This window comes from Phenylobacterium sp. (genome assembly GCF_004799515.1).
In the GTDB taxonomy this organism is placed as follows: Bacteria; Pseudomonadota; Alphaproteobacteria; order Caulobacterales; family Caulobacteraceae; genus Phenylobacterium.
In genome coordinates, this window is record NZ_SSMX01000004.1 from 178,225 (window position 1) to 191,659 (window position 13,435).

Sequence of the window (13,435 nt, forward strand, 5' to 3'; positions counted from 1 at the left end):
CCTTGCCGGACGCCCGATGTACTGGTGCGATTTCGCTCCCTCCGCGATCAGGCTGAAATCACAAAGTGAGCCGCGCAGTTGACTTTCTGGCGATCTAGAACATATGGGGAACGGTTGTTGTCATGCTAGCATCCGGCTGCCGTTGATTCTGGATCGAGGTAACGCTTGGGCGAGGAGGAAGGGAAGGAAGTCCGGCCGTGGGGTCGCTTGCTGTTGCTGGGAGCGTGCATCGGCATCCTGACCACTGTTGTTGCGCTCGTTTTCTATGTGAACGTCTGGCCCCACCAGCTGAGGGCGAACGGCATGTCCTACGCCGAACTCGTCACGGTCATCCTCACTGCGCTTGGCGTCATGCTCGCAGTCCTCGCGTTGTTCGTCGCGGCGCTAGCTGTCTGGGGGATCACGGCTTTTCAGCGAATGGTCCGTGACGGGGTGCTGTTCGTCCTCGACTACGAGCGTCAGAACGCGGACCTGTTGCTTCACCAAGCGGTGATCGAACGCCGCGCGGAAAGCCGCACCTCCGTTGTCGGTCAGAAAACGGCGACGCTCCACCTGCGTCATCAAGTCAGCCCAGCAGGGCTCTTCAGATGGTCCGACACCCCCACTTTGCAGCGTCCTGAGGCTGCCGTCGGCCGCGCTTTCCCAGACTTCCACACCGTCGAGATTGAGACTTGGCACGGCGGCCAGATGGCGCGTCGCTAGGACAAGCACTGTGCAATCGAAGTGGGCGCGGTAGACGGCCAACTGCACCGGCAGGCGGCGGAGCGTGTCCAACTCACTCTTGATCTCGACACCAATCAGCCGATCAGACAGCGCGGCCAGATCGGTGCGAACGCCGGTGCGGCCTAGGCAAAACTCACTCGCCAGCGTCGACCGTCGGTCAATTCGACCCTGCAGTTTCAGCCTATTGAGAACGGCCGCCTTGATCTCGGCTTCACCGATCCGCTGTTTTTTCAGTGACTTGGTCAACTTTTGGTCGTCTGCAGGTTTGGATGGAGAGGGAATTGCTCGAACACCGCTGCCTCACTCCGCAAATGCCGCGCCGGGAGAAGCACAAGGCCCAAGGAGCGCGCATCGACAACAGCGGCCAGCCTGGACGTGAACGGAAATCGGAGTCTTATCCACGGCTTTTGACGGCTAGAGGGTGGCGCGTCCCCAAGGTCCACTTTCCCGACGTCATGCCGATGGCCGCTGTTGGCGCATCGCGGACCTCCACCACCTCCAAAATCCTTGACATTGGCCTTGATCTATGTTCCCTTTTTGTTCATGTCGGACGCAGCGGCCAGGCAGGAACGGGCGGAGCAGATGTTGGGCGAGCTCGCCGAGCTTGGCCTGATGCTGGCCCGCGACCTGGCGGTGGCCGCGCGGGCGGCGGAGGCGCCGGAGGAGAAGGCGGCGCTGGTGGGCGCGTTCCAGAAGACCTCGCGCACCGTGCGCCTGACGCTGGCCCTCGACTTCAAGCTGGCGCGGGACGCTGAGGCCCAGGCCGCCGAGGCGCGCTTACGCGAAAGTCAGATCCTGCAGGCCGCCGAGGCGGCGCGCCGCCCTCTGACTGAGCCCACGCCCACCGAAAACCAGAAGCGCCGGGTGCGCAATGTGCTGAACCGCCTGCTCTGGACCGAATCCGAGGGCGACCAGGAGGAGTACGAGGTGCTGGTCGAAGACCTCGACGCCCGCCTCTACGAAGCTGAGGACACGCCCGGCTTCGCCGAGATGCCCATCGAGGTCCTGGCGGGCAAGCTGGCCGCCGACATGCGCCTCTCCGGCGAGTTGGTGGTCACCACCGCCCAAACCTTGGCCGAGGGGACCTTCACCCCGGCCAACGCGTCGGCCCCGCCCCTCGCCGACACGGGCTGACGCGCCGCTCATCCCGGCGAAGGCCGTGCCCCAAGCTGACTCGCCATCCAATTCGGTTCCTCCTCCCCTTGTGGGAGGAGGTGGCCTGCGGAGCAGGTCGGAGGTGGGGTCCCTCCAACCTCTCGGGGACGAATTGAACCGCCGTATCGCGCGGATGGCGGGGTGCAACCCCACCTCCGTCAGCCTCCGGCTGACACCTCCTCCCACAGGGGGAGGAGGATCACCCTGCCGCCGGCTTGGCCGTGAATGTCGATGGCCCCTGCGCCAACCCCAACTCCGCCCGCAGCTTCTTGGTCAGCTTGGCCGCGATCAGCGAATGCGCCGTGCGGATCCAGTCCTGGAGGTCCTCATCCGGCGCGCCGTCGAGATCGACGTTCACCCACTGGCCCTTGGCGCAGTAGGGCGCCTGGCGGCCGGGGCCGTCCTCGGTCAGCACCACGAAGCCGATCTCGGTGACCTTGAAGGAGATCCCACCGGTCAGGCCGCAGATGGCGAACACCTTGCCGCCCACCTTGTAGACGTCGGAGCCGCCCCACTGGACCACCTTGGTGGCCGCCGGCAGGGCCATGGCGAAGGCCTCGATCTCCTCGCGGCTCACGGGCGCGCCTTAAACCTCGACGCCCACGCCGGCCGGGCAGGCCACGCCGGTGCCGCCGACGCCGCAATAGCCGTCCGGGGTCTTGGCCAGGTACTGCTGGTGGTAGTCCTCGGCGAAGTAGAACTCGCCGCCCGGCGCGATCTCGGTGGTCACCCTGCCGAAGCCCTGGGCGGCCAGCGCCTGCTGGTAGGCGTCCTTCGAGGCCTTGGCGGCCATCTCCTGGGCGTCGTTCTGCGGATAGAGCCCCGAGCGGTACTGGGCGCCGATGTCGCCGCCCTGGCGCATGCCCTGGGTCGGGTCGTGGTTCTCCCAGAACACTTTCAAGAGGTCGTGATAGCTGACCACCCGCGGGTCGTAGACCACCAGGACCGCCTCGGTATGGCCGGTGCGGCCGGTGCAAACCTCCTCGTAGGTCGGATTGGGGGTCAGCCCGTTCACATAGCCCGCCGCCGTCGTCCACGCGCCGGGGACCTGCCAGAACAGCCGCTCGACGCCCCAGAAGCAGCCCATGGCGAAGACCGCTGTCTCCAGGCCGTCCGGGTATGGCCCCTTCAGCGGATGGCCGTTCACGAAGTGGACCCGGGCCGTCGGGATCGGGTGCGCCCGGCCCGGCAGGGCGGTGGCCTCCGTGGGCATTTCCAGGGTCTTGCGTCCGAACATGGGGCCTCCTTGCGGTCGCGCTGCAAGATAGGACCCGGCCGCGCGTTTTGCACGGGCGCGAGTGGGTGACGTTGGGTCAATTCCGTGCCAGGGTGACGTAGAGGGAAGGCGCTCAGGAGACGAGCCTATGCGACGTGCGTTGAAAGCAATCCTGGCCGGTGCAAGCCTGGCGGTGCTGGCGGGCGGAGCCGCCCTGGCGAGCGGCGGCGGCGGCGGCGGCATGCCCGCGGGCGGCGGGTCCGGCATGCCCGGCGCCTCGGCGCCCAGCTACGATCCGGCCGCCGAATACGCCAAGGCGATCACCGCGCTGAAGGCCAACAACTACAAGGACGCCGACCGCGCCGCGGGCCACGTCACCGAGGCCGTGCCGACCAATCCCGACGGCTGGCGCCTGCTGGGCGCGGCCAAGGCCGGCGAGAACGACTGGAAGGGCTCGCGCCGGGCCTATGAGAAGGCCGTGAAGCTGACGCCGGACGATCCTGGCTCGCACGCGGGCCTGGGCCTGGCGCTGGCCAACCTGAAGGACCCCAAGGCGCAGGCCGAGGCCGACTGGCTGAAGGCCAAGGCCCAGGCCTGCGGCGACAGCTGTCCCGACGCGGCGCGCCTGAAGACCTTCTCCAGCGCGGTGGAAAGCGCCATGAACCCGGCCGCGGCCGGCGCGCCCAAGCCCAGCGCCATGCTCGACCGCTCGCTGCTGTTCGGCGGGGCCAAGGTCGGCGACGCGGCCTACGTCCAGGCGGTCAGCCTGATCAACGAGCGGCGCTACGACGAGGCCTTGGCCTCGCTGGCCAGCGCCCAGGCGGCCTTCGGCCCGCACCCGGACATCCTGACCTACGAGGGTTACGCCTGGCGCAAGAAGGGCGACTACGCCCGGGCCGAGGCCTTCTACCGCCAGGCCCTGGCCATCGCGCCCAACCACATCGGCGCCACCGAATACTATGGCGAGCTGAAGGTGGCCCGCGGCGACATCGCCGGCGCGCGGCTGATGCTCGCCAGGCTGGACAGGATCTGCGTCTACGGCTGCGCCGACGCTGAGGAGCTGCGCCGTTGGATCGACGCCGGCGGCGACCCGCAAAAGAACTAGCCGGGCCGCTGCTCGCCGGCCTGCTGCTGGCGGGCGGCGCGATCCCGGCCGCGCTGGCCGCCCTCGGTGACGCGCCCCTGAAGGCGATGCTGTGGGTGGCGAAGGGCGCCGATCCTGCTCGTGCGCTCGGCACGGTCCCGACGGAGTGCCTGAAGGTCCCGGCCGACCGGGCGCTCGCCGCCAGCGTCGAGATCGGCCGCGCCGCCTTCCGCACCCAGGTGCTGCTGGGGGGCCAGGCGGCGCGGGCGGGGATCACCTGCGAGACCTGCCACCGGGGCGGCCGGGCCAATCCGGACTTCCAGTTCCCGGGCGTCTCCGGCGCGCCGGGCACGGCTGACGTGACCAACTCGCTGTTCTCGACCCATCGGGGCGACGGCGTCGACAATCCCAAGCCCATCCCTGACCTCGCCGGGCCGAAGGCGGCGCTGAAGGTCGACCAGGACCCGGCCGCGGGGAAGCTGCAGCCCTTCATCCACGGCCTGGTGACGGAGGAGTTCGACGGCCCGGAGCCGACGCCGGCGGTGATGGCGGGCCTGACGGCCTACGTCCGCGCCCTCGACCCCGCCGCCTGCCCCGCCCAGCCGCGCGAGCCGATGAGCGTGGCGCTCCTTATGTCCGACGCCCGCCGCGCGCTGACGGCGGCTGAGGGCGCGGCGGCCGAGGGCGACGCGCCCACGGCCATGCTGATGGTCGCCGCCGCCCGCAGCCGCCTGGGCCTGATCGACGAGCGCTACGCCGCGCCCGCGCTCGCCCAGCCCCGCGCCGACCTGCGCGCCGCCGACCGCCGGCTGGCCGGCGTCCAGGCGGCCCTGCACGAGCGCCGCGTCGATGAGGCCCGGGACGGCCTCGCCGCCTGGCTCGCGGGCTCCCGGCGGCTGCAGGCGGCGCTCACGGCGCATCAGGCGGCCTCGCTGTTCGATCCAGGACGCCTCGCCCAGGCGGCCAAGCGCCGCTTGCCCGGCTAGGTCCCCTCTCGTATATGACGCCCCTTCCGCCGCGGGCGCGCCCACGGACGGATAAGGTGAGGTGGCCGAGTGGCTGAAGGCGCACGCTTGGAAAGCGTGTTTACGGGAAACCGTAACGAGGGTTCGAATCCCTCTCTCACCGCCACTCCTTTTGGCTCAACCGTCTCTCGCAAGTGCGTCACGCCAGAAGCCGCGGATTTGTCGGCCTAATTTCCCACGACGCCGGAATCCTCAATCCCCTTTCAGCGGCCACAACCCGGCGGACCTGGGCTTTCATAGGGCCGCGTCTCCACTCGCCACAGATGCACTCCGGATTCCCGCGAACAGGGAAATTAACCGGGAATGTTTTCGCGAAATCCGCCTGGGTGCGCCGGCGCGTGCGCGGAAGTTTTGAATATCCAACAAGTTACTGGAGCACCCCCGGGGTCGGGCACGAAAATAACCGGGAAATTTTATGATGGGATCAGGGATTTATTGCGCCCTAACCGCGAATGGACGGCCCATCATCGAAGCCGAGCGCGCGGCGCTGATCGACCCAAGCCAGGGGGATCTTCATGTTGATGAGCTGCTGCAGGACGAGTCCCGCGGGCTGCGTTCCAAGGATTATCGCCCGTTGTATGTCAGGTGCGAGAAACGCAAGCGGGGTTAGGCGCCGGATGTAGGAATCGGCGGCCGCGCGCGCCGATCGAAGCGCGTCAACGTGGGTCGTAGGGGCGGCGTTGTGTTTGAGCTGCCAAGTGTGCGCCAGGCGCAGCGCCTTCACCATCGCCGCATCCGGTCGGGCGGGAGCGCCGACGGTGCTGCCGGATGGGGAGACCATCCATGTTCTCCCTCCACGAAAGACAGGTCGCACGGCGATCCTGAGCACCCATTCGTCGGCGTGTTCGTCATTCGGGTCGAGCCTATCCCCGCGGGGTAGCTGCGCGCGCCTAAAGTCGATTTCGCCGATGGCTCCTGAGACAACGACCTTCAGCGCAGCGCTAAGCATCTCGACCCGGATGACGTGGTCAAGGGGGTCGCGCGACGCAGCGTCGAGGATGCGCTGGATACGATCCCGCAAGAGGGCTTCAATGGGCTTAGCTGCCACCCTGTGGAGGTTGGGCTGGGGATCAGCGTCGCCGGCGCGCGGCCCGCTCGACACGTAGTAGCGGTAGACCCGATTGCGCTTGGCGTAGGTGAACGTCGGCGTCATCGGCCCACCGCTCGCATCAAAAATCCGGCCGCGCAGAGGCGACGCGCCCGCTCGAGTGGATCGCGACGTCCGCGCGACGGCGTTGTCGCTCAGCCGCTGCTGGACGGCGTGGAAGGTGGCTTCGTCGATGATCGCCGAGTGCAGCCCTGGATGGGAGGTCTCCTTGTGGGGGATCCTGCCGACGTAGGTCTGATTGCGAAGAAGATGAAACAGCGCGCCGCGGCTAAAGCTATGGCCCCCGATGACCCTGCCCTTCCGCGTCGTCCACGATTTTGACCGGCGTCCATCGCGGTCTAGCTCCGTCTTCAATTCGTCGACCGAGCCAAGTTCGAGATAGCGCTGGAAGATGTGCCGCACGCGCTCAGCTTCGTCGGTGTTGACCACCAGCTGTCGGTCTTTCACGTCGTAGCCGAGTGGAAGACAACCGCCCATCCACATACCCTTGGCCTTGGATGCGGCGATCTTGTCCCTGATGCGCTCGCCCGTGACCTCCCGCTCGAATTGGGCAAACGAGAGCAGCACATTGAGGGTAAGACGGCCCATGGACGTGGTGGTGTTGAACGCCTGGGTGACCGAAACGAACGAGACCCCGCGAGCGTCGAAGGCCTCTACGATCTTCGCGAAATCGGCCAGCGAACGGGTGAGGCGGTCGACCTTGTAGACGACCACCACATCCACCAAACCTCGATCGATATCGGCGAGCAGCGACTTCAGGCCGGGCCGGTCCATCGACCCTCCCGAAAAGCCGCCGTCGTCATACGGCCGTTTGCTGGCCGACCAGCCCTCCCCGGCCTGGGAGAGCACGTAGGCTTCACAGGCTTCCCGCTGGGCATGGAGGGAGTTGAAGGATTGGTCCAGGCCTTCCTCGGAGCTCTTGCGCGTGTAGATGGCGCAGCGGAGGCGCTGAGGTCTCACGTGGGCAGGGGCGCCGACCATCAATCAGTCCCCGATACGCGCAGGCCAAAAAATCGCGGGCCATTCCATCGGGAGCCAGAGATCTGGCGAGCTACTGCTGAGAGGCTCCGGTACCGCTTCCCTTCGTATAGGAAACCGTCAGGCAGAACTTCGGCCACATGGGCGCGCCCCTGCCACTCGCGCGTGAGGCAGGCGCCCACCTGCAGAACCGGCCGTGTCGCCACGCGGGTTGAGCGGAGCGCCCGGCGTGTTTCGGCATCGAGTCCGCCGCACATCTCGGCCTGAATCCGCCACGCCAGAATTCGCCGCAGGAGATCGACGGAGCGAACCTTCGGGGGCGGTCCGATCCGCCGCCGCCACTCGTCCCGCAGGGCCTCGAGATCCATGACTTCCAGGGCTCGGGCGTCCAGCGTGGCCCGCTCCATCGGTCCCTGCATTAGGAAGCCGCCGGGGCGCTGATGCGGTAGGTGCGCGCACCATCGGTCTTCAGTGAAACGACCTCGAGACCCAGCTTCCGTTTGACGGCCCCGGCGATGACGCCGCGCACGGAGTGGGCCTGCCACCCGCTGGCGGTCATCATCTCCGTCAGCGTTGCGCCCTGCGGGCGGGCCATCAGCGTCACCAGTTGGCCGAGCTTACCCTTCGGGATCTCGATGGCGGGCGCCGGCGCGGGGTTTGCAGCCCGCGGCTTGCGGGCGCGGGCCTTGGCTTCAGGGGTATTGGGCATGGACTTGTCCTTCGTCTTCGCGGCCAGCGCCAATCGCCGCCGCTACCGAAGCGAGCCCGGCTTGGCCGGGCGTAGGGACAAGCCACTGACGCTCTCTTGCGGGCTGAAGTCCAGTCTGTACCGGGCAAGAAAAAGGGGCGGCCGAAGCCGCCCCTGGAGACTGTTGGAAAACGTGATGCCGCTACGTGCTTTCAGGGGGCTTTCGCGGGCGCTCCGGCTTCCCGCGCGCAGCCTCCTCTTCAAGCAAATCGGTGAGCTTCGCCGCTAGCTCTAGGCGCTCCTTCTTTTCGGCTTCCTGCTTCCTGATCTCCGCAGCGGTCAAGGGGCGCTCGCCGAGTGCGCGTTCGGCATCGTTTCGAAGCTTAAAGACCGTTACTGCTGCCTTGTGGTCACCCGCCAACGCGTTCTTCACCAAATTAACCAGGATGCCGTCCTCGACCGTCATCCGCTTGCCCTCGTCGTTCCTAGTGTTGAGCTTGCGGTTCAGGATCTTGATAACGGGATGGACCTTCGGCTTCTTTGGTCGGCCATAAGGGTTGCGGGAGGGCTCCCCCTTTTTGAATCGCGTGTGCTTCGGCGGATGCCGATAGCCCACATAGTCTCCGTCGTCGTCACCATCACGCATCTGCGGCTAGCCGCGCGCGGCCCCTCTCCAGCTGGGTCTGGGTGAAACTCTGGCCAGTCTCGGCGTGTAGCGCCAAGCCGCCGGTGAGATCCTGCCAGCGGCTGATCGCGAGGTCGACGTAAAGGGGGTCGATGTCGACGCCACGGAATACGCGGCGTGTCCGCTCGGCGGCAATCAGGCTGGTGCCGGAACCCAGAAAGGCGTCCAGGACTACCTCGCCCGGCCTGGTGACGTCCTTGATGGCGTCGGCGACCAGGCCCACCGGCTTTACCGTCGGGTGGAGCGCCAGGTCCTGGGCACGGGCCCCGAAGGCGTTGACCGAAGCGTACTCCCACACGTTGGTGCGATTGCGGCCATGCTTGCCCAACTCGACGTTGTTGCGGTGAGGCGCCTCGCCCACCCGGTAGACAAAGACCAGCTCATGCTGAGACCGGTAAAGTCCGCCCATGCCAGCGTTGGACTTCACCCAGACGCAAAGGGTGAGGCGCTGGCCGTAGATCGAATTGCAGGCCTGCGTCAGCTCCTCGATGTGCGGATGGTCCATGCAGACGAAGTGGACGGCGCCGTCGCGGGAAACCGCGACGCAGGCGCCCAGCGTGGCCTTCAGGAAGGCCATGAACTCACTTGAACTCATCTCGCCGGAGGCTAAGGCGAACTCCCGGTGCTTGATCGCGCCCTTGCCGCCAGCGTGGCCGTTCACCTTGACGTTGTAGGGCGGGTCCAGGAAGGCCGCGTCCGCCGTCACGCCCGCCATCAGCTTGGCCATAAGCTCGCGATCTCGGACATCGCCGCAGGCCAGCCGGTGTTGATTAAGGCGCCAGATGTCGCCCGGCCTGGATATCGCCATTTCCGAGACCTCGGGGATCTGGTCGTCGTCCGGGTCGTCGTCCATGCGTAGGATGTCGATCTCGCCGGTCGAGAAGCCGGTGAGCTCGAGGTCCAGGCCCTCTAGCTCGATGGTCTCCAGCTCCAGGCGCAGCAGATCTGGATCCCAGGCCGAGTTCTGGGCGATCTTATTGTCCGCGACCCTGAGCGCCGCCTTTTGGGCCTCGCTAAGACCGCGCAGCTGAATCGCCGGCACTGTCTCGATCTTTAGCTGCTTGGCGGCCAAGAGCCGGCCGTGGCCAGCGATGATGACGTCGTTCTCATCGTGCAGGATCGGGTTTGCGAAGCCCGCCTCGCTGATGCTGGCGACAATTTGCGCGACCTGCTTCTTCGAATGGACGCGCGCGTTGTTGGGGTGGGGTTTTAGCTCCTCCACCCGCCTATAGATTAGCTCAAGAGCCACGCCGTACTCCCTCCAGGTCACGACCCCGACGGGGTCAGGTGAAGGCCTCGAAATGAGGCCGAGAAACTTGACCCCTCGCGGGGTCCTCCTCCTTGGCAGGGTGATTTCAATGTAGGCGACAGAACGCCGATTTGGAATGGCTAGGCTTGGCGCGACGCAAGGATTTCCATGGCCTGGGCGAGCGCCATAATGTCGCTACCGGCTTCATGGAGACGCCGGGCGAGCCCTGAATATCCGTCGGCGGGCGGCGCCGCTGCGACGGCGCTCTCGTCCTCCATGATCCCGGCGATGGCGACGGAAATCACTTCGAGCGCGTGATCAAGGTCGCCCTGGCTCATCGCACCTTCTCGATCAGCCAGGCGAAGAGACCGGCCTTGATCGCCTGCTCGGTGAGGGTCTCACCCAGCCAAAGATGGACGCCGGGCTGCTGGGCTTCGAGCCGGCCTTTCGGCGAATGGCAGACGAAGAACATCCGGTCGAGGCCGGAGGCGGCGAAGCGGTCGAGGTAGTCGTGCAGCACCACTGGTGTGGCGGCCGACTTCACCTGGACAAAGGCGCGCTCGCCGGTGGCCGCCTGTTCAAGGATGAGGTCGCTGTCGGCCTGCTCGCTGCCGCCGACGGCGGACACGCGCCGCCAGCCGCTGGCGGCGAAGATCAAGTCGACCATCAGCTCGAAGTCTCGCCAGTCCAGAGCTTGGATCAGGCCACGGGCTGCGGCGTCAGCTCTTTGGCCGCGGCCTGGCCTCGTGCGACCAGCGGATCCTCGACGCCGTTCAGGCGACGCAGGAGATAGTCAGCCTCGCCGACCTGGCAGATGGTCTGCTGATAGGCGGCGACCTTGGTGAGGCGCGTCGAGAGCCGCGCTAAATCCAGTCGCTCACCCGTTAGGCTCTTGTCACTCCAGCCGCCGATGGTGCGGCGCTGACGAGACCCTCGGCCTGCCTGGTCGAGCGCCGTCACCTCAGGCTCGGCGAAAGCCCACCACAGCCGGCCCTGGCCGATCGTCACCCAGAGGCAATCGGCGCCTTGCGCATAGAAGTCTCGGACCTCCCGGATGAAGCTTTTGGCCTTGCCGGGCGAGCGGCCTTCCGCAACCAGCGACTGCTCGGCAAGGTCCCAGCGACCAGCCGTCGCAAGCTCGTGCGGAACATTTTCGTAGCCCAGCTCGACCAATCCTTCGGCCAGGCAGCGCTCCAACCAAGCCCCACCGGGACCAAGCTTTATGTAGCGCACCGCCGAGGGCTGGAGGATCTGCACTGATCCGCATCCTATGAGTCTCGTCCTCACGACCTCAGCCATGCGGGTCGCGATGCAGTCAACTCGCAATGAGACTCATCGTCTGTAGATCGATCGGCTGCAGCGCCGCCCTCTCCTGGTCATGGAGATCCGTGCGCGCGTCGGACGCGCCGTTCAGCGCCTTAGGAGCGAGAAGGGCTGGTCGCAGGAGGCCCTGGCCGACGAGGCGGGCCTGCACCGGACATACATCTCAGGGATTGAGCGCGGGGTGCGGAACCCGACGCTGACGGTGTTGGAGAAGCTGGCCAACGCGCTTGGAGTGGGGATAGGAGTGTTGACCGACTAGGTCGGCTTCGCGCCAGTTGCGGACGTTGGCTTCTGGCCCAAAAGCAGGCGTCACTGACGGGTCACGTCTGGGATGCCTGCGCCAGCGCCGTGGGTTTTAGTAGTTGGAGTTTGTCGGGTTTAAAGAAGACCGATTTAAAGAAGACCGAACTCTCGGTAGGCGGCATCGCTATAGATACCCAACCCGCCGCCCAACGGGAGCGAGTTGTGGCTGAACTGCCCGATGGCGCAGTCAATGGCGGCTTGCTTGAAGGGAATGTGGATGACACTGGCGGTCCCGTTCGCAATCCGGCTGCTGAGAGCTGCGGGCCACCAAGCTGATAGCGCCTTAGGCTCGCGAATGACTGTGTAACCAGTGGAGGTGTACGTCGCGATGATCGGGATGCCGCATCGATCGACAGCATAGGCGATCTCGTACGGCACAAAATCAGTGTCCAACTTGGTGGTTGGGCCGATAATCAGCACCATGTTCTTTGAGTTATCGAGCCGCTCTCTCAGGCTACGCTTGATCGTCTCAGCCTTGCTACCGTCTCGGACCGCAGCAACCTTGTCGTGGCTGTTCACGAACTTGAAGTCGGTGCCGTCACTGGCGTGCCACATCTTCAACGTCCGATAGTACTTGATGTCGGACGCGGTCGGGTCGGTCTTTCCCTCAGCGTGAAACGCGATGTAGGTGCCGTTCCGGTAAGCCATCAGTGCTTCATCCAATCACGTCTGATCTCTCGCAGGTCGAGGGCGTCGAAACATGCCTCAGGCACCACGATAGTCACCTGCTTGGGCAGGCCCACCTTGCGGCCGAAGTCCACCAGGGCGAGGACGATCAGCCTCAGTAGGTGCTGGGGCTCGACGTTGACGCTGGACAGCCCGTTGCCGATCAGCGGCATAGCCAGCGGCTGGCCGTTGCCGTGGTTTTGGACGGCCTGGAGGGCGCCCCTCATCGCATCCCACATCATAGGTACCGTGGAGCCCGCCTTATGAGTCACATGGTCGGTGTGCGACATGGCGACAAGGAACGCCTTGTGAGGCCCGTTCGCTAGCACGGCCGTGGTCCCTATTGCGTAGGCGTCAGAGGGCTGGCTGGACCGCGTGGTAGTTGTGAAAAGGACGCCTTTCAGGGCCGTGGTCACGGCCCTCCGAAAGGCGTTCTCGTCGCCGTTGAACACCCTGCTGATGAACTGTCCGTGGACCGAAGTCGGCGCGATAACTTGCCCAAGGCGGCCATCGAAAAACTCATTTACTCCGATCAACCAGTCAGTCGGCTCATCAAACATGTTGCCGAACTTGATGGTGATGTAGCTGCTGGTGGTCGGCACTTGGAACGTCACCTTGCGACGCTCGTAACTGTAGGCCAGGAACCAAGCCGCGCCCGCGATCAGGACGCCCATCAGGTAGGTGTCACCATTGTTGGTGAGCCAGGTATTCGCCGTCGTGGAGACTCGGGTGACAATCTCCGTTACGAGCCAGATTGCACCCGCGACGCCAAACGCCTGCGTCAGCCCTGCACGCCATCGACGGGCTAGCCCGACCGACAGCGACTTCCACATCTGATTCGCCATAGTGCCGGCCAGCTTGGCTGTTAGCGACAATGTCGGCAATGCGGCGGTGCGGCCGTCCACAGCCTTCGCTCATTTCGCGTGGCCGTCGTGGCTCGACGAAACGCGTTAGGCAAACGACGCGCCACTAACGGGAATTGGACCCGCTCGAGGTCCGCGACGTTCATTATCGCGCCTAGCATTGACTTCGAGCCCCAGGTTCTGCTGGACGAACAATTCGGCTAGCTTCACGTCATGATCGAAGGACGCGCGGTGAGGAGCAGTCTTGTCGGCTGCCGCGCAGCCCTTGCGACCGTCGCAGGCCGCACCGGACCGCTTGCGACGGTGACGGACTCGTATGCCGTGTGAGCCGCTCGACTGTCACCCCCAGCGTTGACCGGACTCACCCCC

17 protein-coding genes and 1 tRNA gene are annotated in these 13,435 nt (G+C 65.8%); 5 read left to right on the plus strand and 13 right to left on the minus strand.

Annotation, left to right across the window (positions count from 1 at the left end):
* Positions 1 to 384: 384 nt before the first annotated feature.
* Complete coding sequence (locus E8A49_RS02880) at positions 385 to 969, minus strand: hypothetical protein (protein WP_293376151.1); 585 nt, start codon at positions 967 to 969, stop codon at positions 385 to 387.
* Between the two features lie 336 nt (positions 970 to 1,305).
* On the opposite strand from E8A49_RS02880, the gene E8A49_RS02885 reads away from it, so the two are divergent.
* A complete protein-coding gene (locus tag E8A49_RS02885; protein WP_293376153.1) occupies positions 1,306 to 1,857 on the plus strand; it encodes a hypothetical protein in 552 nt (183 codons plus the stop codon).
* Positions 1,858 to 2,077: 220 nt separating this feature from the next.
* Here E8A49_RS02885 and E8A49_RS02890 read toward each other — a convergent pair whose 3' ends face one another.
* Both E8A49_RS02890 and msrA read right to left on the minus strand, forming a co-directional pair.
* Entirely contained in the window at positions 2,078 to 2,455 is a 378-nt protein-coding gene (locus tag E8A49_RS02890; RefSeq protein ID WP_293376155.1) for an MmcQ/YjbR family DNA-binding protein, read from the minus strand.
* A gap of 9 nt (positions 2,456 to 2,464) precedes the next feature.
* Positions 2,465 to 3,115, minus strand: a complete 651-nt coding sequence (gene msrA, locus E8A49_RS02895) for a peptide-methionine (S)-S-oxide reductase MsrA (protein ID WP_293376157.1) — start codon at positions 3,113 to 3,115, stop codon at positions 2,465 to 2,467.
* Between the two features lie 127 nt (positions 3,116 to 3,242).
* On the opposite strand from msrA, the gene E8A49_RS02900 reads away from it, so the two are divergent.
* The 3 genes from E8A49_RS02900 to E8A49_RS02910 all read left to right on the plus strand — a co-directional run bounded on the left by E8A49_RS02900 (position 3,243) and on the right by E8A49_RS02910 (position 5,309).
* Positions 3,243 to 4,199 carry a tetratricopeptide repeat protein gene (locus E8A49_RS02900; protein WP_293376159.1) on the plus strand — a complete coding sequence of 319 codons (957 nt, stop codon included), beginning with the start codon at positions 3,243 to 3,245 and terminating at the stop codon, positions 4,197 to 4,199.
* The gene (locus E8A49_RS02905) at positions 4,163 to 5,164 is read left to right on the plus strand and encodes a hypothetical protein (protein ID WP_293376161.1); all 1,002 of its coding nucleotides are present in this window, start codon (positions 4,163 to 4,165) and stop codon (positions 5,162 to 5,164) included. Before E8A49_RS02900 ends, E8A49_RS02905 begins: the two co-directional genes overlap by 37 nt.
* A 55-nt stretch (positions 5,165 to 5,219) precedes the next feature.
* A tRNA-Ser gene (locus E8A49_RS02910) sits at positions 5,220 to 5,309 on the plus strand.
* 336 nt (positions 5,310 to 5,645) lie between these two features.
* Here the strand turns inward: E8A49_RS02910 and E8A49_RS02915 are convergent.
* From E8A49_RS02915 to E8A49_RS02950, 8 genes are all read right to left on the minus strand, one after another.
* Positions 5,646 to 7,292: a recombinase family protein gene (locus E8A49_RS02915; RefSeq protein ID WP_293376163.1), complete on the minus strand. Its 1,647-nt coding sequence runs from the start codon at positions 7,290 to 7,292 to the stop codon at positions 5,646 to 5,648.
* On the minus strand, positions 7,292 to 7,708 hold the full coding sequence (locus E8A49_RS02920; protein ID WP_366928775.1) for a DUF2924 domain-containing protein: 417 nt from the start codon (positions 7,706 to 7,708) through the stop codon (positions 7,292 to 7,294). Before E8A49_RS02920 ends, E8A49_RS02915 begins: the two co-directional genes overlap by 1 nt.
* Positions 7,708 to 8,031, minus strand: a complete 324-nt coding sequence (locus E8A49_RS02925) for a DUF3489 domain-containing protein (protein WP_293376165.1) — start codon at positions 8,029 to 8,031, stop codon at positions 7,708 to 7,710. Before E8A49_RS02925 ends, E8A49_RS02920 begins: the two co-directional genes overlap by 1 nt.
* Positions 8,032 to 8,179: 148 nt before the next feature.
* Positions 8,180 to 8,623, minus strand: a complete 444-nt coding sequence (locus E8A49_RS02930) for a DUF5681 domain-containing protein (protein WP_293376167.1) — start codon at positions 8,621 to 8,623, stop codon at positions 8,180 to 8,182.
* A complete protein-coding gene (locus E8A49_RS02935; protein WP_293376169.1) occupies positions 8,616 to 9,911 on the minus strand; it encodes a DNA methyltransferase in 1,296 nt (431 codons plus the stop codon). Before E8A49_RS02935 ends, E8A49_RS02930 begins: the two co-directional genes overlap by 8 nt.
* Positions 9,912 to 10,051: 140 nt before the next feature.
* The gene (locus E8A49_RS02940) at positions 10,052 to 10,249 is read right to left on the minus strand and encodes a hypothetical protein (RefSeq protein WP_293376171.1); all 198 of its coding nucleotides are present in this window, start codon (positions 10,247 to 10,249) and stop codon (positions 10,052 to 10,054) included.
* Entirely contained in the window at positions 10,246 to 10,614 is a 369-nt protein-coding gene (locus E8A49_RS02945; RefSeq protein ID WP_366928778.1) for a restriction endonuclease, read from the minus strand. The genes E8A49_RS02940 and E8A49_RS02945 overlap by 4 nt, the downstream gene beginning before the upstream one ends.
* On the minus strand, positions 10,611 to 11,168 hold the full coding sequence (locus tag E8A49_RS02950) for a hypothetical protein (RefSeq protein WP_293376173.1): 558 nt from the start codon (positions 11,166 to 11,168) through the stop codon (positions 10,611 to 10,613). The genes E8A49_RS02945 and E8A49_RS02950 overlap by 4 nt, the downstream gene beginning before the upstream one ends.
* A 121-nt stretch (positions 11,169 to 11,289) precedes the next feature.
* Here E8A49_RS02950 and E8A49_RS02955 point away from each other — a divergent pair, with 121 nt between their 5' ends.
* Positions 11,290 to 11,493: a helix-turn-helix transcriptional regulator gene (locus tag E8A49_RS02955; protein ID WP_293376175.1), complete on the plus strand. Its 204-nt coding sequence runs from the start codon at positions 11,290 to 11,292 to the stop codon at positions 11,491 to 11,493.
* 134 nt (positions 11,494 to 11,627) lie between these two features.
* Here E8A49_RS02955 and E8A49_RS02960 read toward each other — a convergent pair whose 3' ends face one another.
* Complete coding sequence (locus E8A49_RS02960) at positions 11,628 to 12,200, minus strand: TIR domain-containing protein (protein ID WP_293376177.1); 573 nt, start codon at positions 12,198 to 12,200, stop codon at positions 11,628 to 11,630.
* Entirely contained in the window at positions 12,185 to 13,108 is a 924-nt protein-coding gene (locus tag E8A49_RS02965) for a macro domain-containing protein (protein ID WP_293376179.1), read from the minus strand. The genes E8A49_RS02960 and E8A49_RS02965 overlap by 16 nt, the downstream gene beginning before the upstream one ends.
* Between the last annotated feature and the right edge of the window lie 327 nt (positions 13,109 to 13,435).

Excerpts from the sequence above, each read along its gene's own strand:
- E8A49_RS02915 (WP_293376163.1), bottom strand. The coding sequence starts at position 7,292 with ATGGTCGGCGCCCCTGCCCACGTGAGACCTCAGCGCCTCCGCTGCGCC.
- E8A49_RS02900 (WP_293376159.1), top strand. The coding sequence starts at position 3,243 with ATGCGACGTGCGTTGAAAGCAATCCTGGCCGGTGCAAGCCTGGCGGTG.
- E8A49_RS02885 (WP_293376153.1), top strand. The coding sequence starts at position 1,306 with ATGTTGGGCGAGCTCGCCGAGCTTGGCCTGATGCTGGCCCGCGACCTG.
- E8A49_RS02920 (WP_366928775.1), bottom strand. The coding sequence starts at position 7,708 with ATGCAGGGACCGATGGAGCGGGCCACGCTGGACGCCCGAGCCCTGGAA.
- E8A49_RS02940 (WP_293376171.1), bottom strand. The coding sequence starts at position 10,249 with ATGAGCCAGGGCGACCTTGATCACGCGCTCGAAGTGATTTCCGTCGCC.
- E8A49_RS02930 (WP_293376167.1), bottom strand. The coding sequence starts at position 8,623 with ATGCGTGATGGTGACGACGACGGAGACTATGTGGGCTATCGGCATCCG.
- msrA (WP_293376157.1), bottom strand. The coding sequence starts at position 3,115 with ATGTTCGGACGCAAGACCCTGGAAATGCCCACGGAGGCCACCGCCCTG.
- E8A49_RS02955 (WP_293376175.1), top strand. The coding sequence starts at position 11,290 with ATGGAGATCCGTGCGCGCGTCGGACGCGCCGTTCAGCGCCTTAGGAGC.